The organism is Ancylobacter lacus (assembly GCF_018390635.1).
In the GTDB taxonomy this organism is placed as follows: domain Bacteria; phylum Pseudomonadota; class Alphaproteobacteria; order Rhizobiales; family Xanthobacteraceae; genus Ancylobacter; species Ancylobacter lacus.
On record NZ_JAHBGE010000074.1, the window covers coordinates 1 to 19,485 of the forward strand.

19 protein-coding genes are annotated in these 19,485 nt (G+C 70.9%); 8 read left to right on the plus strand and 11 right to left on the minus strand.

Annotated elements, in window-relative coordinates; all coding sequences use genetic code 11:
* Window positions 1–72: 72 nt before the first annotated feature.
* From KHC27_RS18355 to KHC27_RS18405, 11 genes are all read right to left on the minus strand, one after another.
* Window positions 73–972 (minus strand): amidohydrolase family protein, encoded by a 900-nt coding sequence (locus KHC27_RS18355; RefSeq protein ID WP_213340896.1) that lies wholly within the window; start codon window positions 970–972, stop codon window positions 73–75.
* On the minus strand, window positions 969–1,961 hold the full coding sequence (locus tag KHC27_RS18360) for an NAD(P)-dependent oxidoreductase (protein WP_213340898.1): 993 nt from the start codon (window positions 1,959–1,961) through the stop codon (window positions 969–971). The genes KHC27_RS18355 and KHC27_RS18360 overlap by 4 nt, the downstream gene beginning before the upstream one ends.
* Complete coding sequence (locus tag KHC27_RS18365) at window positions 1,958–3,115, minus strand: aromatic ring-hydroxylating oxygenase subunit alpha (RefSeq protein ID WP_213340900.1); 1,158 nt, start codon at window positions 3,113–3,115, stop codon at window positions 1,958–1,960. The genes KHC27_RS18360 and KHC27_RS18365 overlap by 4 nt, the downstream gene beginning before the upstream one ends.
* The gene (locus tag KHC27_RS18370) at window positions 3,112–4,068 is read right to left on the minus strand and encodes an arginase family protein (protein ID WP_246520061.1); all 957 of its coding nucleotides are present in this window, start codon (window positions 4,066–4,068) and stop codon (window positions 3,112–3,114) included. The genes KHC27_RS18365 and KHC27_RS18370 overlap by 4 nt, the downstream gene beginning before the upstream one ends.
* Entirely contained in the window at window positions 4,065–4,850 is a 786-nt protein-coding gene (locus tag KHC27_RS18375) for an ABC transporter ATP-binding protein (protein WP_246520062.1), read from the minus strand. Before KHC27_RS18375 ends, KHC27_RS18370 begins: the two co-directional genes overlap by 4 nt.
* Complete coding sequence (locus KHC27_RS18380; protein ID WP_213340902.1) at window positions 4,847–5,647, minus strand: ABC transporter ATP-binding protein; 801 nt, start codon at window positions 5,645–5,647, stop codon at window positions 4,847–4,849. Before KHC27_RS18380 ends, KHC27_RS18375 begins: the two co-directional genes overlap by 4 nt.
* Window positions 5,644–7,701, minus strand: a complete 2,058-nt coding sequence (locus KHC27_RS18385; RefSeq protein ID WP_213340904.1) for an ABC transporter permease — start codon at window positions 7,699–7,701, stop codon at window positions 5,644–5,646. Before KHC27_RS18385 ends, KHC27_RS18380 begins: the two co-directional genes overlap by 4 nt.
* Before the next feature lie 268 nt (window positions 7,702–7,969).
* Window positions 7,970–9,100, minus strand: a complete 1,131-nt coding sequence (locus tag KHC27_RS18390; protein WP_213340906.1) for an ABC transporter substrate-binding protein — start codon at window positions 9,098–9,100, stop codon at window positions 7,970–7,972.
* Window positions 9,101–9,249: 149 nt separating this feature from the next.
* Window positions 9,250–9,738, minus strand: a complete 489-nt coding sequence (locus tag KHC27_RS18395) for a RidA family protein (RefSeq protein ID WP_213340909.1) — start codon at window positions 9,736–9,738, stop codon at window positions 9,250–9,252.
* A gap of 247 nt (window positions 9,739–9,985) precedes the next feature.
* Window positions 9,986–10,894 (minus strand): LysR family transcriptional regulator, encoded by a 909-nt coding sequence (locus tag KHC27_RS18400; RefSeq protein ID WP_213340911.1) that lies wholly within the window; start codon window positions 10,892–10,894, stop codon window positions 9,986–9,988.
* Window positions 10,895–11,139: 245 nt separating this feature from the next.
* Window positions 11,140–11,619 (minus strand): hypothetical protein, encoded by a 480-nt coding sequence (locus KHC27_RS18405; protein ID WP_213340913.1) that lies wholly within the window; start codon window positions 11,617–11,619, stop codon window positions 11,140–11,142.
* Between the two features lie 741 nt (window positions 11,620–12,360).
* Between KHC27_RS18405 and KHC27_RS18410 the strand changes: the two genes are divergently transcribed.
* The 8 genes from KHC27_RS18410 to KHC27_RS18445 all read left to right on the plus strand — a co-directional run bounded on the left by KHC27_RS18410 (window position 12,361) and on the right by KHC27_RS18445 (window position 19,484).
* A complete protein-coding gene (locus tag KHC27_RS18410; RefSeq protein WP_343210940.1) occupies window positions 12,361–13,947 on the plus strand; it encodes an ATP-binding protein in 1,587 nt (528 codons plus the stop codon).
* A complete protein-coding gene (locus tag KHC27_RS18415) occupies window positions 13,944–14,567 on the plus strand; it encodes a response regulator transcription factor (RefSeq protein ID WP_213340915.1) in 624 nt (207 codons plus the stop codon). Before KHC27_RS18410 ends, KHC27_RS18415 begins: the two co-directional genes overlap by 4 nt.
* Before the next feature lie 161 nt (window positions 14,568–14,728).
* A complete protein-coding gene (locus KHC27_RS18420; RefSeq protein ID WP_213340917.1) occupies window positions 14,729–15,094 on the plus strand; it encodes a response regulator transcription factor in 366 nt (121 codons plus the stop codon).
* Window positions 15,095–15,222: 128 nt separating this feature from the next.
* Window positions 15,223–15,876, plus strand: a complete 654-nt coding sequence (locus tag KHC27_RS18425) for a hydrolase (protein ID WP_213340919.1) — start codon at window positions 15,223–15,225, stop codon at window positions 15,874–15,876.
* 31 nt (window positions 15,877–15,907) lie between these two features.
* Entirely contained in the window at window positions 15,908–16,609 is a 702-nt protein-coding gene (locus KHC27_RS18430) for an alpha/beta fold hydrolase (RefSeq protein WP_213340921.1), read from the plus strand.
* Window positions 16,610–16,691: 82 nt separating this feature from the next.
* Entirely contained in the window at window positions 16,692–16,985 is a 294-nt protein-coding gene (locus KHC27_RS18435) for a XapX domain-containing protein (protein ID WP_213340923.1), read from the plus strand.
* 81 nt (window positions 16,986–17,066) lie between these two features.
* The gene (locus KHC27_RS18440; RefSeq protein WP_213340925.1) at window positions 17,067–18,947 is read left to right on the plus strand and encodes an amidohydrolase; all 1,881 of its coding nucleotides are present in this window, start codon (window positions 17,067–17,069) and stop codon (window positions 18,945–18,947) included.
* An 81-nt stretch (window positions 18,948–19,028) separates the two neighbouring features.
* Entirely contained in the window at window positions 19,029–19,484 is a 456-nt protein-coding gene (locus tag KHC27_RS18445; RefSeq protein ID WP_213340927.1) for a DoxX family protein, read from the plus strand.
* Window position 19,485: the final 1 nt, after the last annotated feature.

The window sequence follows — 19,485 nt, forward strand, 5'->3', positions numbered from 1 at the left end:
ACGTCGCCACCATCGCCTCCCCCGAAACAACCGGCGCACGGCGGGGACCAAAAAACTCCGTTCGCGTAACGTTCAGCACGATAGGGTCCTTCCTTCCGGCCTGCATTCCGGCCCGACCGGCGGGAAGCCGTAGACCTCTGCCGGGTTGTCGACAAGGATGCGGGCCGCGACGGCGGCATCGCCGCACCAGCCGGCGAACAGGTCCAGCAGGCCGGCATCGTCCGGGGGATTTCCGGGCTTGGAGGGATGGGGCCAGTTGGTGGCGAAGAGGCAGCGCTCGGGATAGGCGGCGATCAGGGTGCGGGCAAGACGGGCGACATCGGCATAGTCCGGCGGCCCGAGCCGCGAGGTCTCGTAGACCCCGGAGGTCTTCACGAAGGTGCGCCCGCCCTCGACCAGCCGGCGCAGCGCGCGGAAGCCGGGATGATCGATCCCGACAGGTTCGAGGAACTTGCCGTTGTGGTCGATCACCAGCCGGCCCGGCAGGCGGGCGAGCCGCTCCTCGGCCTCGTGCAGCAGCCGGCCGTCCATCTGCATCTGGACGTGCCAGCCAAACGCCGCGACCTTGGCCGCCAGCGTCTCGAGATGCTCCCAGCCCAGCGCGCCGCCGCCGATCATGAAGAAGCGCACGCCGCGAATGCCAAGCGCGGTCAGGCGCTCCAGCTCGGCCTCCGCCACATCGGGCGGCACCACGGCGACGCCGCGCCCGTCCTCTCCCAGCGCCGCCATTGCGTCGAGAGTGGCCCGGTTGTCGAAGCCATAGACCGATGGCTGCACCACGACCGCCCGGCTCAGCCCCAGCAGAGCCCGGGCGCGGAAATAGGCCGCGATCTCGCCCCCGGCGACCGGGGGGAACGGCGAGGCGGGCGCCGGCGGGTAGATGTCCGCCGGGCCATAGGCATGCATGTGGCAGTCGCAGGCGCCGGGCGGCGCCCGGAACGCCGGGGCGCGAGCGGGCAGCAGGGCGGTCATCGCGCGAGCCAGCCCGGCACCCGGTCCGGGTTCTTGGCGTGGATGGGCAGCCGCCCGGCCAGCACCGCCTTGACCTGCTCCACGGTCTCCAGCGCCTGGAACTCCGAGGGCTCGATCATCAGCGCCGCCGAATGCGGGGTCGCGACCACATTGGGCAGCCGGGCCAGCGCCAGCGAGGGCTGCTGATCCGGCCCGTCGCCGACATCGAGCCCGGCGCCGGCTATGGTGCCGTCGAGCAGCGCCGCCTCGAGCGCCGCCTCGTCCACGAGAATGCCGCGGGAGATGTTGACGAAGAAGGCGTCGCGCCGCATCCGGGCGAAGGCGGAGGCGTTCATCATCCGCTCGGTCTCGGGCGTGGCATAGGCGGCGCAGACCACGAAATCCGGCTCGGCCAGCACCGCGTCGAGCGAGACCGGCGTCACTGCGCCATGGTCGATGCGCGCATAGGGGTCGTGGACCGTCACCTTCATCTTGAAGGCCAGCGCCAGCTCCACGATCCGCCGCCCGATCGAGCCATAGCCGATCACCCCGACATGGGCCCCGGCGAGCTGGCGCCCGAACACCATGGGGTGCTCGGCAATGCCGGCGTGGTAGCGCCCGGCGTCACGGGTGATGTTGCGGGCGAGATCGAGCATGAGGGCGAGCGCATGCTCGGCCACCGCGTCGGCATAGCCGGACGAGCAGTTGCAGACGAGGATGCCCGCCTCGGAGGCCGCCTCGACGTCGATGTTGCGCATGTCGACGGCGCAGCGCGTGAAGAGCTTCACGCCTTTCAGCGCCAGCATCACCTCGCGCGGCCCGGCGGCCAGCCGGTCGGAAATGACGATCTGGCAGCCCTGTGCCGCCCGCACCAGCGCCTCGCCCTGGAGCGGGGTGTCGCTGTCGTTCATCACGAGGTCGATGGGCAGCTTCCTCAGCGCCTCGACGGCGCGGTCGCCGTAGAAGTGCTTCAGCAGGTCCCGGTTGTGGGTGAGGAGGACGCGCATCATGCACCCATCCCGTCACGGATATGGGCGGGAAGCCGCGCCAGAACCCAGCGGTTCATCGCCAGCACCATGTCGTCGCGCCATGACAGCGGGCCGGGGCGGGCCAAGATGGAATTGAGCCCGACCTGCTGGCGCTCCAGAATGCCGACATCCTCCAGCGCCACCGCTTCCCAGCGCTTGTAATAGGGCGCCGCGCGCTCGGCGAAGTCCGGCAGCTCGGTATAGGCCCTGGGGAAGCAGCCGCCGACCGAGAGCACCGAGCGGTCCACCGCGACCGGTCGCACCGCCAGCCACCACATGCAGTCCTGCGCGCAGGCGAACTGCGTCGTCGGCTCGATCAGCGTGAAGTAGGTACCCTTGCGCGACTGTTCCGACAGACCCTCGATCACCGGGAAGGGCGGCTCCTGGCCGAGCACCGCGATGGAGCGGTTCGCCTGCACCTGGATGCAGTGCCATTCGCCGACGGTGGGGAAGCTGAGCGAGCGCTGCGCACCCACCGTCGCGGCATGGACGATGCCGGTGTGGTAGGTCTCCATCGCGTTTTCCAGCAGCAGCTTCCAGTTGCATTTGGTCTCGATCTCGACGTGCCAGGTCCGTACCATGTCGCCCATCCGATGGCTGCCGAGCAGCTCCGGCATGTTGCCGAGATGGGTGAGGAGGTCCGGGGCGTTCTCGTCGTAGTTGAGGAACACCGAGCCCTCCCAGACCTCCATGCGGATCGGGATGAGCCCGTGCGGCGGCTTCTCGAACTTCGGCACCTCGCGCATGCCGGGCGCGCCGGCCAGCGTTCCGTCGAGCCGGTAATACCAGGCGTGATAGGGGCAGATGATCGAATTGGCGTTGCCGCAGCCTTCGAGCAGGATCGAAGCCCGGTGCCGGCAGAAATTGGCGAAGGCGCGCAGCACCCCGTCCTCGCCGCGCACCAGGATGGCCGGGCCGCCGACCGTATTCAGCGCCTTGTAGTCGCCGGGCTGGGGCACCTCCTCCACCCGGCCGGCGAAGAACCAGGTCTTGAGGTGGATGTGCTGCACCTCGGCCCGGAACACCTCGGGGTCGGTGTAGAAGGCGGTCGGCGCGCTCTTGGCATCGCCAAGCGGCGGCTCGGTCCACACATAGGGCTCGGGAACGAGGGTCGTGCTGCTGCCGGTTCCGGTCATGTGCGGGTTCCTCCGTTCAGGCGATGCTCGGCCTGGCCGAGCTGGACAAGGTGAAGCGCGATGACGGCGACATGGCCGGCCAGCATGGCGGCCATGCCCTGCACGTCATGGGGCGGGCTCAGCGTGTTGATGTCGACGCCGACGAGATCGAGCCCCTTGAGACCGTGCAGCAGGTCGAACACCTCCGCCACCGGCGGGCCGCCCCAGGTCGGAGTGGCGACACCCGGCGCGGCGGAGGGGTCGAAGTAGTCCATGTCGAAGGACAGATGGACCGGGCGGTTGCCGGCAGTCTCGCGGACCTGCGCGGCGACATCGGCGGCGCCGCGGCGGCGCACCTCCTCGCCGGTGATGACGTGGAAGCCCAGCGAGCGGGTATAGTCATAGGCTCCCGGCACCAGCATGGTGCCGCGGGCGCCGATGTGGAAGGAGCGCCGCGTATCGATGAGCCCTTCCGCCGCCGCGCGGGTGAAGGTGGTGCCGGTGTTCACGTCCTCGCCGGGATAGGCGTCGGTGTGGGCGTCGATATGCACCAGCACCAGCTCGGGGTAACGCCTTGCCAATGCACGCAGAACCGGCAGCGTCACGGTTCCGTCGCCGCCGACGCAGAGCGGCACCGCATCCGCCTCCACCACCTCGAACACCGCCGCCTCGATGGTGGCGAGCGACGGGGCCAGATCGGACGCGACGACGTCGACATCACCGAGGTCCACCACCCGGCCACCGGCGCGGGGGTCGGCATCGGCCAGCGGGGGATAGAACGGGCGCACCTCGCTCGACATGGCGCGGAACGAGGCCGGGCCCTGGCGCGAGCCGATGCGGGTGGCGTGGGTGCCGCAGTCGAAGGGCAGGCCGAGCACGGCGATCTGGCCGGCGGTGGCCCGGCTGGCCGGCGGCACGCCGAGGAAGGTGCCGAGACGCATCCTGGGCCGTGCGGCGTCTGCGGAATCGCTCATGCCTCTGCTCCCATGTAGAAGGCCTTCACCCGGTCGGGATCGATGTTCGATCCGCTGTCCTGGTGCACGATGCGGCCGAGCCGCATGACATAGACGTGGTCGGACAGCCGCATCGCCTCCACCGCGTTCTGCTCGACGAGGAGAACCGTGGTGCCGCGGGCGCGGATTTCCAGCACCGTGTCGAGAATGAGGTCGATGACCTGCGGGGCGAGGCCCATGGTGGGCTCGTCCATGATCAGCAGCGAGGGCCGGCTCATCAGCCCGCGGGCGATCGCCAGCATCTGCTGCTCGCCACCCGAGAGCGTCCCCGCCGCCTGGCCCAACCTCTTGCCGAGAATAGGAAAAAGCGCGGTCAGCGTGTCGATGTCGCGCTCGATCTCGGCGCGGTCGCCGCGGCTGTAGCCGCCGAGCACGAGGTTCTCCCGCACGCTCATGCCGGCAAAGACCCGGCGCCGCTCCGGCACGTGGGCGATGCCGCGGCCGACCCGCGCCTCGGGGGCGAGGCGGGTGATGTCCTCCCCGGCGAAGCGCACGGTGCCGGCGGCGAGCGGCAGGATTCCCGAAATCGCCATGAGTGTCGTGGACTTACCGGCGCCATTGCTGCCGACGAGGGAGACGATGCGGCCCGGCTCGACGGCGAGGTCCACCCCCTCCACCGCCCGGATGCGGCCGTAGGATACCGACAGGCCCCGCACCTCCAGCAGCGGCTCCACCGGCAGGGCGGGGTGGCTGGTCGGTGCGGTGGGGTGGACGATGTGTCCGATTCCGGCCGGTCCGCTCATCGCGCCCTCCCGAGATAGGCCGCCTGCACCGCGGGGTCGGCGAGCACCGCCTCGGGGTCGCCGTCGGCAAGGCGCTTGCCGTATTCCAGCACCGTGAGCCGGTCGCACAGCGCGCGCACGATCTGCATGTCGTGCTCGATCAGCAGCACGCTCACCCCCCGCGCGCGCACCGCGCGGACCAGATCGGCGATCTCCGCCTTCTCCACCGCGTTCATGCCGGCGAGCGGTTCGTCGAGGAGGAGCAGCTTCGGCTCGCTCATCAGCGCGCGGGCGATCTCGACCCGGCGCTGGTGGCCGTAGGAGAGGGTCGTCGCCACCCGGCCGGCCACCTCGCGGCCCAGCCCGACGAAGTCGAGCAGCTCGCCCGCGCGGGCGATCGCCGCGCGCTCGGCGGCCCTGGCGCCGGCGGTGTGCAGCACCAGCGCCAGCGGCGAGGCACCGAAGCCGCGATGGCCGCCGACCAGCACGCTCTCCAGCACCGTCATGGCGCCGAACAGCCGGATGTTCTGGAAGGTGCGGGCGAGGCCCCGCCGGGCGATGGCGGCGACGCCGAGGCCACCGATCTCGGCGCCGTCGAAGCTGAGCCGGCCGGCGGCCGGGCGCACGAAGCCGGTCAGCGCGTTCAGCACCGTGGTCTTGCCCGCCCCGTTGGGCCCGATGAGCCCGTGAATGGCGCCGCGCGCCACCGCGAAGTCGAGCCCGCCGATCGCCTCCAACCCGCCGAAGCGGACGGTGAGGCCCTCGGCCGCGAGGATCGCGGGCGTGGGTGCCGCCGGATTGGGGGGCGCCGCGCTCATGTCCCGGCCCTCCCCGCGACCGCACCCTCGGCGCGTCCGGCCTTGCCGGGACCGGCCCCGGCCATCACCAGCGGCACCCGCGCGCTCGCCGCCAGCCCCTGCGGGCGGAACAGCATCAGGGCGATGAGGATCACCCCCAGCAGGGCAAACCGGGTCTCGGGGTAGGCCTGCACGAAGGGGATGTCGATCGCCACCTGCAGGAACACGATCCAGATCACCGCGCCGACGAACGGCCCGATGAAGGTGCCGAGCCCGCCCAGCACGATCAGCATCAGCAGGATGATGTTCTCGAACAGGGAGAAATTGAGCGGGCTGATATATTGCTGGTAGTGGGCATAGAAAACGCCGACGAAGCCGCCGACGAAGCCGCTCATGGCATAGGCGTAGAGCTTGTACCGCGCGGTCGGCACGCCCATCGCCTCGGCGGCCTCCTCGTCCTCGCGGATCGCCACCCAGGCCCGCCCGACATAGGAGCGCACCAGCCGCGCCACGATGAACACCACCGCCGCCGCCAGCGTCAGGGCGAGGAAGAACTGCGCCCGCGGCGTGCCGAGCGGGACGCCGAACAGCACCGGCGCGGGAATGCCGCGTATGCCCATCGGCCCGTTGGTGAGGCCGACCCAGTTGATGGCGACGATCCGCACGATCTCGCCGAAGCCGAGCGTCATGATGGCGAGATAGTCGCCGCGCAGCCGCAGCGTCGGGGTGCCGAGCAGCACCGCCAGCGCCGCCGCCAGCAGCCCGCCCAGCGGCAGGTTGAGGTAGAACAGCCACCACGTCTCCTGCAGCGCAACGCCGAAGCCATCCTTCAGCACCAGCACGAACAGGATCGAGGTGAGGTAGGACCCCACGGCCCAGAAGGCGACGAAGCCGAGATCGAGCAGGCCGGCGAAGCCGACGATGACATTCAGCCCGCTCGCCAGCATGCCGTAGATCAGCACCGTGGTGAGGATGCGCAGCCAGTAGTCCGACGGCACCAGCAGCCCGGCCGCCGCCGCCAGCGCCACCGCGCCGAGCGCGACGGCGCCGCCCCGGGCGGAGCTGCCGGCCAGCAGCCGGTCGAGCCCGGCAAAGACGCCGCGCAGCCAGCCGCCCATTTCCGCCGCGCCGCCGAGCAGGCTGCCGCGGCCGGCGGCGTTCAGCTCCGGCCGGCCCAGCAGGCCCTGCGGCCGCACATAGAGCAGCAGCACCAGCAGCACGAAGCTGATGGCGTCCTTCCAGGCGGTGCCGTTCGGCAGGTAGCCGGCGCCGAGCGCCTCGACGAGGCCGAGCACCACCCCGCCCAGCGCCGCGCCGGGAATGGAGCCGATGCCGCCGAGCACCGCCGCGGTGAGCGCCTTAAGCCCCGGCAGGAAGCCCATGCTGGAATGGGCGAAGCCATAGGTCTGCGCATAGAGAACGCCCGCCAGCGCGGCGAAGCCCGAGCCGATGGCGAAGGCCGCCGCCACCACCCGGTCGACCGGCACGCCCACCAGCAGCGCCGCGGTCTGGTCCTCGGCGCTGGCGCGCATCGCCCGGCCGAGGCTGGAACGGGCAACGAACAGGGTGAGCCCGGTCATGGCGCAGAGCGCGCTCGCCATCACCACCAGGTCCATGACGCTGAGATAGATCGAATCGAACAGCACCACCGGGGGATAGGTCGCCAGCTCGAATTCGGGAAAGCGCAGCTCCTCCGCCCCCCACACGGTCTGCGCGAGGCTCTGCAGAACCACCGAGACGGCGATGGAGGTGATGAGCGGGGCGAGCCGCGGCGCCCGCCGCAGCGGCCGGTAGGCGATGCGGTCCACCGCCACCCCGAGCGCGGCGGTGAGGAGGACGGCGACCAGCGCGGCGACCGGGAAGGAGAAGCCCGGCATCGGCACGACATGGCCGACAAGGCGCACCTCCGGCAGCATCAGCGAGGTGGTGAGGAAGGCGCCGACCATGAACAGCTCGCCAAAGGCGAAGTTCACCAGCCGCACCACGCCATAGACCAGCGTGAAGGCGACCGCCGCCAGGGCATAGACCGCCCCGAGAACAAGACCGTTCGCCAGCAACTGTCCGAAATAGTCCATGATCACCGCAGTCTGGAAGGGTCTCCCCAGGCTAGCTCAGCCGCCGCCGGAGCGGGGGACTTTCGGGGAGAAAGCCGACCCGACGGCCCGATGCCCGAAGGCACCGGACCGCCGGATCCAGTTGCGGGCAACCCTACAGGGGGGCTGGGCGAGCTGCCGCGCGACCGGATGGGTGAAACCGGGCGGGAGGCACCGGCGCGGACGACAGCCGCACCGATGCCGCGCCGGGCGGAGACGCGGGAAGGCCGCCGGCCTTCCCGCCCGCGCCTCAGGGCTGCTTGGGCGCCAGGGTGAAGGTGCCGTCCTTGACCGCGAGGAAATACAGCGCGCCGTTGCGGTCGCCGCTCGGCAGGAAGGTGGTCGGGCCGGTGACGCCGGGCACGTCCTTCAGCTTGCCGAAGGCGGTGTTCAGGCTCTCACGGGTGACCGGGCCGTCCTTGGCGGCGAGCTCGACCGCGGCGCCGAGCGTCATGCCGGCGTCGTAGCCCAGCGCGGCCCAGGCGCTCGGCGCCTCCGAGAAGGCCGCCTTGTAGGCGGAGAGGAAGGACGCCGTCGCCGGGGTGGCGACCGAGGGGTCGAACATGCCGTAGACGATCATGCCCTCCACCGCGCCACGGCCGAGCTTCATCAGCTCGACATTGAGCGCGCCGTCGGTGGAGAGAAGCTGCGCCTTGATGCCGAGGCCGCGGGCCTGCTCGGCGATCTTGGCCGCCTCGGTGTAGAAGCCGCCGATGAAGATGGCATCCGGCTGGGCGGCGCGCACCTTGGTCAGCAGGGTGCGGAAATCCTTGGAGCCGAGCAGGTAGGATTCCGAGCCGACGATCTTGGCGCCGGCCTTCTCGGCCGCCTCGGTGAAGGCCTTGGCGACGCCGATGCCGTAGTCGTCCTGCTGGTTCAGCACGTAGATCTTCGATTCGCCGAGCGTCTTGGCGGCGTAGGTGCCCATCATCGCGCCCTGCACCGCGTCGGTGAGCACGTTGCGGCGGAAATAGGGGCTGACGCCCGACAGCGCCGGGCTGGTGACGGCGGAGGCCAGCACCGGCAGCTTGCAGTCGTTGAACACCGGCACCGCGGCCAGCGCGATGGAGGAGAAGGAATAGCCCATCACCACGTCGACCTTCTGGTCGGAGCAGAAGCGCTGGGCGATCAGCACGCCCTCGCGGGCCTCGCCGCGGTCGTCCACCGCGTCGATCGTGTAGGTGGCGCCGCCCTTCTTGTTCAGCTCCGCCAGCGCGAGGTCGAGGCCCTTGCGCATGTTGAGGCCGAAGGCGGCGAAGTCGCCGGACAGCGCGGCGGTGAAGCCGATGGTGATCTCCTCGGCGCGGGCCGTGGAGGTCGCCAGCGGCGCGAGCGCCAGGCCAAGCCCGAAGGCAGCGGCGGCGATGCCTTTCATCGTCATCTCAAACTCCCTCTCGAAGGTCGGCCGTGGCGTGGTGCGCGCTGCCGGGTGAGGCGGCGCGCCGGTATCCCGGCCCGCCTGAAACATATCCTGGAAGATGTTGTTGTCGTTGCAGGCACGGCGGCGTCGGTCGGCACGGCGTGCGGGCGTCAGCGGATTTCCACCGTCACCCAGGTTTCGAAGCAGTAGTCGTCGGCGAGCGACATCACCCCGATCGAGCCGCGCCCGCCGACCCCGATCTCCGGGCCGAACACCTGCTCGAACAGGTCGGACAGGCCGCTGGCGACCTTGTGCGGCGCGGTGAAATCCGGCGCGCAGGCGATGAAGTTGAGCGAGCGGACGATGCCGGTGACGCGGTCGAGGTCGCCCACAGCGTCGGCGATGCAGCCGAGGCAGTTCAGCGCGGTGAGGCGGGCGGCCTCGTAGCCCTGCTCGATGGTGACGTCGCGGCCGAGGCGGCCGGGAAACAGCACCCGGCCCTCGGCGTCCACGCCCGCGGTCTGGCCGGAGAGGAACAGCAGCCGGTCGCTGATGTAGTGCGGCTTCATCTTGCCGTAGAGCTTGCCGTAATAGTCCGCGCCGCCGCCGCGCACCGGCAGGGTGAGACCAAGTTCCGCAAGCCGCTGCGTCGCCGACATGATGCACTCCGGTGGCCGGCTCCCGCCGGTTTTCTGGGTGCGATCACGGGCCTGTTTGGGTCGATCGTCAAACAGGAAAAAGGGGGAAATCCATAAAGCAAAGTTATAGCCTGTCGACAAAGACCCGGCATCTGCCCGCTGGGTCGGCGTCGCCGGCCCGTTGGCGGCGGGCAGGCGCCCCGGCGGGGGATGATCGCCCGGCACTGCTTCAAATTTGTGCGCATTCTTTTTGCCGGCAGCGGCGCCTTCAGCGCCCGGCGTGGCAGGGACCGGCGGAGGCGGCCGCCATGGCGCGGCGGAAACGGTCCATGAACTCGACCGCGATGCGGGAGGGCGGCCGGGTGCTGGGCCGGAACATGCCGAAACGGTAGGGCACGCGCGGCTCGAACGGCACCGCGACCAGCCCCGCCGCGGTGAAGAAGCGCGCGGTGGCCGGCTCCACCAGCGTCGCCGCGCCGAGCTGCTGCACCAGCGCGCAGGCGGTGCCGAAGAACTCCGCCTCGGCGACCACGTTCCAGTGCGCCTTGGCCTCGAAGAAGGCCTCCGCCGCGGCGATGTGGGTGATGTGCTCGGGAAACAGCGTCACGAACGGCATGGAATCCAGCAGCGCCGGCGTCACCCGGGGCAAGCCGGCGAGCGGGTGGTCCGGCCGCATGACGCACAGGCAGGCCAGCTCGAACAGCTCCAGCGAGGCGACGTGGATGTCGATCGGCAGCTCGGCGAAGCCGACATCGAACGCGCCGATCGCGCCGAGGTCGCGCACCGCATAGGAGGAGCGGGTGATGAAGCGGGCGGTGGCGCCGCGGTTCTGCAGCAGCACCTCGGCAATGATCGGCGGCAGGATGTAGGTGGCGAGCCCGGGCGGGCTGGCGATCTGCAGCGTCGCCGAGGACAGCCCCTTGAGGTTGCGCGAGACGGTGAGCGTGCGCTCCATCGCGTCGAGGGTGCGGGTGATGGTGGAGAAGAAGGTCGCCGCCTCCGGCGTCGGCTCCAGCCGGCCATGGGCGCGGTGGAACAGCTTCAGCCCGATCTCGTCCTCCAGCCGGGCGATGAGGTTGCTGATGGCCGGCTGCGACTTCTTCAGCACCGCGGCGGCGGCGCTCATCGAGCCGTTCTCGTACACCGCGCGGAACGCTTCGAGGTGGCGGGTGTCCATGGCGGGCTCTGCGACGGAGGAGGGGCGGGTCGGCGGAAGGGAGACAGATGAAATTGCAGAGGCGGGATTAGGTGGGATTGGGCGGGCAAAGGGCCGGCGGATCAAGGGTTTGACGAGCCTCGGCGAGCGAGCTGGGCGGCGTGGGCAAAATTGCAGAAGTCGGACATTCGCGGCGGCCGGGACAGATGATATTGCAGAACAGACGCGGCGTCGCCGGCGGCGTTTAGCAAGCGCGTAAGCGGCTCTTAGAGAGGCTCGGCGGTGGCGTCGAGCCTCTTAGACGGCGGTGGGCTGACGCTCTCGTCGATCTTGCCACCGGCGAGGATGCGGTGCCCGATGCGCTGGGCCTCGTTGCGCGCGAGCGCGATCTGGTCCTCGCGGAGGAGGCTACAGCTCACCTTCATGTTTTCGAAGTCGGCCTCGGTCAACCCCTTCGGGCGCAGCGCGGTGATGGTCATGTGCCAGGCGCAACCGTCCTGCCACTGGGGCGGCACGACTGGAGTTCCGCGCCAAAGTGCACGAGCGACAGCTCGCTGAGCGTTGAGATCGTTGCGATAGGCGGACTTTACGAGCTGGCGAAATTCGGCGCGCTGCTTCTCGCACGCAGCGATATCGCCCGTGCAGAAAAGAACTGTATAGCGGTCGGCCTCATGGGCAAGTGCTACGGGCACCGACGCAGCGAGCGGCGCAGCGGCTAGAACGGCGGCAAGCAGTAGGCGGCGCATGTCATTCCCCTGTTCTAGGGTTGGATGTCGGCTCCTAAAGGCAGAGAGGCACTCCCCTACTCACGCTCTCTTACCTCGTTCAATCCGTCTATGGACGCCCGAGATCCGACGATTCAAATCGGGCGTCGGCCACCTTGGGCCAGCTAAGCGCCCGAGATCGGAAATAAACGAGAAAAATTAGATAGATAGTCAGCGGCGGCACCGCAAAATACGGCGACGGAACTCGGGCGTGATTTTCAACGGGCGCCGGCATCAGTCGCGGTTGGTGTGGCCCCACTAATGATCCCGAGGCGGTCGATGGCGGGACCGGCGACCGCCTCCGGTTCGTAGGCGGGATTGTCGGAGAGCATCGGCGGAAGATAGAGAGCCGGCACCCGCCCCGTCCAGTTCGCGCTTGCGGCGCGGCGCCACCGGCACCATTCCCCCTCGCCCTGGCGGTGCCGCGACCGTCCGCGCCGCGACCACGGGCCGGCACCCGGCGCCCTCCGCCGGGTGCCGCGGCGCGCCCTGTGGAAAACGTCGCGGGCTCCCCCGCGCGCGGCGCCGCTGCGGCTCTTCGGCAAGCCCCGCCGACGGCCGTCCCGCGCGTCTGCCCTGCCCGGCCCGCGCGGGTGGCCTTTCCGGCGGTGGCCTGCGGTGGCGCGCTCCGCTAGTGTCGGCGCGGCGCGGGGGTCGCCCGCGGGAGCGGGCCGCGTCCGGCGCCGCCGGCGCGGGTCGCGCCACGCGCTTCAGGGAGAGCCGGTGTCCGCCGCAGACGAGCGCAGCCTGATGTCCCCGCCGGTGACGCGCGGGCAGATGACCATCGCCATCGGCGTGTCGCTGGCGCTGGTGGCGCTGTTCGTCGCCACCATGCCCTATGCCCGGCTGGCGACGCAGCACACCGAGGCGATCCTGCCGGCCTATGCCGCCGCCATCGCCATGCTGGAGCTGATGACGGCGGCTCTGCTCTATGGCCTGTTCGCGGTGCAGCGGACGCGGGCGCTGCTGGTGCTGGCCTCGGGCTATCTGTTCTCGGCGCTGCTGGTGCCGATGTGGGTGCTGTCCTTTCCCGGGGTGTTCGATGCGCTCGGCCTCGATCTCGGGCTGCAGGTCACCGCAATGGTGGCGCTGCTGCGGCGGCTGGGCTTTCCGCTCTTCGTGCTGGGCTATGGGCTGGCCCCGGCGGGCACGGTGCGCGGGCGCTTCGCCGGGGTCGCGGTGGCGAAATGCGTGCTCGCGGTGGTCGCCGGGGTGGTGGCGGCGCTCGGCCTCGTGCTCGCCCATCGCGAGGGGCTGCCGCTGCTGATGCGCGACGCCCGCAACGTCGCCGAGCTGTGGCGCTACGTGCCGCTGGCGGCCTTCGCGCTCTATGCCATGGGCCTCGCCGTGCTGCTGGCGCGGCGGCGCGGGCCGCTCGACATCTGGGTGGGGCTGGTGCTGGTCTCGCTCGCCATCGAGCTGCTGCTGATCTCCTATATCGGCGGGGCGATCCGCCTCAGCATCGGCTGGTGGGTCGGCCGGCTCTACGGGCTGGCGGCGGCGAGCATCGTGCTGCTGGTGCTGCTGTCGCAGACGGTGTCGGTCTATGCCGGGCTCGCCCGCACGCTGGCCGCCGAGCGGCGGGTGCGGCAGAACCGGCTCATCGCGATGGAGGCGCTCTCCGCCTCCATCGCCCACGAGATCAACCAGCCGCTGGCGAGCATGATCACCAATGCCGACGCCGCCCGGCGCTGGCTGGGGCGTGAGGAACCCCGGCTCGACCGCGCCGAGGACGCGCTGCGCCGCATCGTGGAGGACGGCCACCGCGCCAACAAGGTGGTCACCGGCATCCGCACCATGTTCCTCAAGGGCGCGCAGGAGCGCGTGCCGCTGGACCTCAACCGGCTGGTCGCCGAGGCGGTGGCCACCGCCAGCGGCGAGGCCCGGTTCGAGGACATTCCCCTCCTCACCCGGCTGGCGGCGGATCTGCCGCCGGTCATCGGCAACGCCGTCCAGCTTCACCGGGTGCTGTGCAACCTCATCGAAAACGCCATCGACGCCATCAAGGCGGTGGGCGACCACCAGCGCGAGGTGACCATAACCACCCAGACCATCGACACCGGCGAGGTGCGGCTCGACATCGCCGACACCGGCACCGGGGTGGACCCGGCGCTGGCGGAGCGCATCTTCGATCCCTTCGTCTCCAGCAAGACCGGCGGCATGGGCATGGGCCTGATGTTCGCCCGCGCCGTGGTGGAAGCCCATGGCGGGCGGCTGTGGGTTTCGCCGCGGCTTCCGCGCGGCGCCGTCTTCCATTTCGTGCTGCCGGCGGCCATGGTGCCGCCGGAGAGGGAACGTAAGGAGCCATGAGCGAGCAAACCGCCGTCTTCGTCGTCGACGACGACCCCTCCGTGCTCGCCTCGCTGGAGAGCCTGCTGGCCTCCGAGGGGCACATGGTGCGGACCTTCGAATCGGGGCGGGCCTTCCTCGACTTCGCGCGGCCCGATCTGCCGGCCTGCCTCATCGTCGATGTGCGGCTGCGGGGCGCCAGCGGGCTGGAATTCCAGCGCGAGCTGGAGCGCCACGGCATCCAGTTGCCCGTGGTGTTCATCACCGGCCATGGCGACGTGCCGATGTCGGTGGCGGCGATGAAGGCGGGCGCCATCGAGTTCCTGCTGAAGCCGTTCCGCGACCAGGACCTGCTGGACGCGGTGCACAACGGCATCGAGCAGGACCGCCGCCGCCGCGCCGAGGCCGCCCAGATGGCGGAGCTGCGCCGGCGCTACGCTGCCATGACCCCGCGCGAGCGCGAGATCCTGCCGCTGGTGGCGAGCGGGCTGATGAACAAGCAGATCGCGGTCAGCCTCAACCTCAGCGAGGTGACGGTGAAGGTGCATCGCGCCCAGATCATGCAGAAGCTGAAGGCCCGCAGCCTCGCCGACCTCGTCCGCATGGCGGATCGGCTCGCCGGGATGGGCGACAAGGTGTAGGCGGCCGCTGCCGGGGGATAATTGCCAGCCCCCCGGAGCGGCGCCGATGCTGGCGCGGCCGGCCGGCGGCGGGCAGGCCCTCTGACCCGCCGCCTTGACGAGCCGCTTGTCGTGCCGCCGTGCCCGCCCTGCCGCCGCGACCGCCGAACGGAACCCGCCGCATGCCGCTCTCCCTCACCGTCGCCATCGTCGAGGACGACGCCTCCGCCCGGGCCGCCCTCGCCGGGCTGGTGAACGCGCTCGGCTGCGGCACGCGCGAATTCCCCGACCCGATCGCCTTCCTCTCCTCCCGCGCCCCCCATGAGGTGCACGGGCTGATCGCCGACCTGCGGCTGCCGGGCATGAGCGGGCTTGCCCTGCACGAGCGGCTGCGGCGCGACGGGCGGACGCTGCCCACCCTGATCCTCACCGCCTATCCCGACGCCGACACCCGCCGCCACGCGCTGGAGGCGGGCGTCGCCGACTTCCTGCCCAAGCCGGTCGACCCGGAGCGGCTGCATCTTTTCCTGAACGCACTACGTCGTTGAGGCGCCATGCTTTTCACCGGGCACCGCCCTACCCCGACGGGTAGGGACGGCGATGCCCCCGCACAATTGCCCCGAACCCGCCCGGCTTCCTATCCATGCGGCCATCCCCTCGAAAAAGGATGCGCCCCATGCCGACCGCGACTCCCACCCCGGGCAAGGCCCTGGTCGACCCCGCCAACCACACCCTCATCCTCATCGACTTCCAGTCGCAGATGTCGTTCGCGACCAGGTCGATCGACGCGGTGACGCTGCGCAACAACGCGGCGCTGATCTCGCTGGCGGCGGCCGGCTTCAAGGTGCCGACCATCCTCACCACGGTGGCGGAGAAGAGCTTCTCCGGCCCGATGTTCAGCGAGATCACCGAGGCGTTCCCCGGCCAGAAGCTGCTCGACCGCACCTCGATGAACACCTGGGAAGACGCCGCCGTCATCGAGGAGGTGAACCGCATTGGCCGCGCGCGCGTCGTGCTCGCCGGGCTGTGGACCGGCGTGTGCATCGTCGGCCCGGCGCTCTCGGCGCTCGAGCAGGGCTTCGAGGTCCATGTGATCGCCGATGCCTGCGGCGACGTTTCCGACGAGGCCCATGAGCGGGCGATGGAGCGCATGGTGCAGGCCGGGGCGCGGCCGATGACGTCGCTGCAGTACCTGCTGGAGCTTCAGCGCGACTGGGCCCGCAGCGAGACCTACGAGCTGACCACCGGCATCGCGAAGAAGCACGGCGGCGCCTATGGCCTCGGCATCATCTACGCCAAGTCCATGTTCGGCGCCTCGGAAGCGCACTGAGCACCCTCGAACGCGAAGCAGGGAGGCGGAGATGGCATCCGTGGCGGACGTGACGGTGGTGCTGGTGCACGGCGCCTGGGGCGACGGTTCGGGCTGGCGGAAGGTCATCCCGCTGCTGCACCGGCAGGGCCTTCCGGTGGTGGCGGTGCAGAACCCCACCACCTCGCTCGCCGACGACGTGGCGGCGACCCGGATGGCGCTGGCCAGCATCGCCGGGCCGGTGGTGCTGGTCGGTCATAGCTGGGGCGGCACCGTCATCACCGAGGCCGGCAACGACCCCAAGGTGAAGGCGCTGGTCTATGTCGCCGCCTTCGCCCCGGAGGCCGGCCAGTCCACCGGCGACCAGGTCGGCGCGCATCCTGCCCCGCCCGGCCTGTCCGGCGTCAAGGACGACGGCACCGGCCACCTCAAGATGAGCGTGGAGAGCTGGATCACCAATGTCGCGCAGGACCTGCCGGAGGAGGAGGCCCGCGTGCTCGCGGCGGTGCAGCCCCCGCTCGGGCTCGCCACCTTCACCGACACCGTCACCCGGCCGGCCTGGGCGGACCGGCCGAACTGGTACATCGTGTCGCTGAACGACCGGGCGGTGAGCGTCGAGCTGCAGCAGGAGCTTGCGGCGCGGCTGAAGGCCCGCACCACCGAGCTGCCGGCCGGCCACATGTCGCTGCTCTCCGCGCCGGAGGCGGTGGCGAAGGTCATCGCCGAGGCGGCGGCCAGCCTCGCCGCGGGCTGAGCCGCTACCCGCCGCAGACCCGCCTCCCGGCCCGGCGCCGGGAGGACCCACCCGCCCTTCCGCCCGACAGGAGAGCCCGCCGGTGAAGCTCTATCTCGCCTCGCTCGCCGCCGGCCTGCTGGTCGGCGTGGTCTACAGCCTCCTCAATGTCCGCTCGCCGGCCCCGCCGGTGGTGGCGCTGGTCGGGCTGTTCGGCATCCTGATCGGCGAGCAGATCGTGCCGGTGGCGCGGCATCTGCTGGCCGGCGACGGGCTGCGCGCGGCGATCGGGCTGGCGGACTGTTCCGACCACGTGCTCGGCCAGCTTCCCGGCCGCACCCGCGCCGCCGTCGCCCCGGCGGAGCCCGCCGCCGCGGAGCCGCCGCCGCGCTCCTGAACCCGCCGCGCACCCGAGGCTGCCCAGCCGGGCGGCCCCGCCTTTCCACCCGCGACCGCCAAGGCCACCACCGAGGACGCCATGACCGCTGAGACCGCCGACGCCGGGACCGCCGACCTCATCCTCTTCAACGGCCGGGTGACGACGCTCGACCGCGCCAACCCCGCGGCCGCCGCCGTCGCCATCCGCGACGGGCGCATCCTGCTCGCGGGCACCGATGCGGAGGCGATGGCGCTGGCCGGGCCGGCGACGCGCACGGTGGATGTCGGCGGGCGCCGCGTCATTCCCGGGCTGATCGACAGCCACATGCACATCATCCGCGGCGGGCTGAACTACAATATGGAGCTGCGCTGGGACGGGGTGCGCTCGCTGGCGCAGGCGCTGGAGATGCTGAAGCGGCAGGTCGACAACACCCCCGCCCCGCAATGGGTGCGCGTGGTCGGCGGCTTCACCGAACACCAGTTCGCCGAGAAGCGGCTGCCGACGCTGGAGGAGATCAACGCGATCGCCCCCGACACCCCGGTCTTCATCCTCCACCTCTACGACCGCGCCCTGCTGAACGGCGCCGCGCTGCGGGCGGTGGGCTATACCCGCGACACCCCCAACCCGCCGGGCGGCGAGATCCTCCGCGACGCCGCCGGCAACCCGACCGGCCTGCTGGTGGCGAAGCCCAACGCCACCATCCTCTACGCCACGCTGGCGCGGGGGCCGAAACTGCCGCCGGAGTACCAGAAGAACTCGACCCGCCATTTCATGCGCGAGGTGAACCGGCTCGGCGTCACCAGCGTGATCGACGCCGGCGGCGGCTTCCAGAACTACCCCGACGACTACGCCATCATCGAGGAGTTGCACCGCGAGGGCCACCTCACCGTGCGCATCGCCTACAACCTGTTCACCCAGAAGCCGAAGGAGGAGCTGGCCGACTTCGCCGGCTGGGCCAGGCAGGTGACGCCCGGCCAGGGCGACGACCTCTACCGCGCCAACGGTGCCGGCGAGATGCTGGTCTATTCCGCCGCCGACTTCGAGGATTTCCAGGTGGCGCGGCCGGACATGCCCGCCAGCATGGAAGGCGACCTCGAACCCGTCATCCGGCTGCTGGCGGAAAACCGCTGGCCGTGGCGGCTGCACGCCACCTATGACGAGACCATTTCCCGCGCCCTCGACGTGTTCGAGAAGGTGAACCGCGACGTGCCGCTGGAGGGGCTGAACTGGTTCTTCGACCATGCCGAAACCATCACCGACCGCAACATCGAGCGCATCGCCCGGCTTGGCGGCGGCATCGCGGTGCAGCACCGCATGGCGTTCCAGGGCGAGTATTTCGCCGAGCGCTACGGCCACCGCGCCGCCGAGCGCACCCCGCCGGTCCGCCGCATGCTCGACATGGGGGTGCCGGTCGGCGCGGGCACCGACGCCACCCGCGTCGCCTCCTACAACCCGTGGGTCTCGCTCGGCTGGCTGGTGACCGGCAAGACGCTGGGCGGCCTGTCGCTCTACCCCGCCTCGAACCGGCTCGACCGCGAGACCGCGCTGCGGCTCTGGACCGAGGCGAACACGTGGTTCTCCAGCGAGCCCGGCAAGAAGGGGCGGATCGCGCCGGGCCAGCTCGCCGACATCGCGGTGCTGGAGCAGGACTATTTCGCCGTGCCGGAGGACGCGATCCAGGACATCACCGCCGTGCTCACCCTGCTGGGGGGAAGGCCGGTGCACGGCGCCGGCGATTTCGCCGGCCTCGCGCCGGAGCTGCCGCCGGCGATGCCGGACTGGTCGCCGGTACGCCGCTTCGGCGGCTATCAGGAGCGGGCGCGGCCGGAGAAGGGCCTCGCCTTCGCCAGCCTGTGCGGCTGCGCCAGGGCCTGCGGCGTGCATGGCCACGGCCATGCCGCGGCGTGGGGCGCGGGCGTGCCGGTGGCCGACGCCGGGGCGTTCTGGGGCGCGCTGGGCTGCGGCTGCTGGGCGGTGTGAGCAACTCCCGGCCCTCGCGCCGGGGATGACAAACCGGGCGATATGGACGCCGGCCGCGGCCGGCGCAGGAAAGGCACCCGCATGAGCGAACATCCCTCCACCGCCCTCGCCCCGGCCGCAACCGGGCTGGAGCGGCTGCGCCCGGCGCTGCGCTGGCTGGCGCTGCTGGCGCTGTGCGCGGCCTATCTCCAGGGCGGCCTCACCAAGGCGAGCGACTTCGCCGGCGCGGTGGCCGAGATGACCCATTTCGGCCTCGCCCCGGCGGCGCCGCTGGCGGTGGCGGTGATCGCGCTGGAGCTCGGCGCCTCGGCGATGATCCTGACCGGGTTCGGGCGCTGGCTCGGCGCGCTGGCGCTGGCCGCCTTCACCCTGATGGCGACCTTCCTTGCCAACCGTTTCTGGGAGATGCTGCCGCCGGAGCGCTTCTTCGCCGCCAATGCGTTCTTCGAGCATATCGGCCTCGTCGGCGCCTTCGTGCTGGTGGCCCTCGAGGACCTGCCGCTCGCCCGTGCCCAGCGACCCGCGCCGCGTCCGTGAG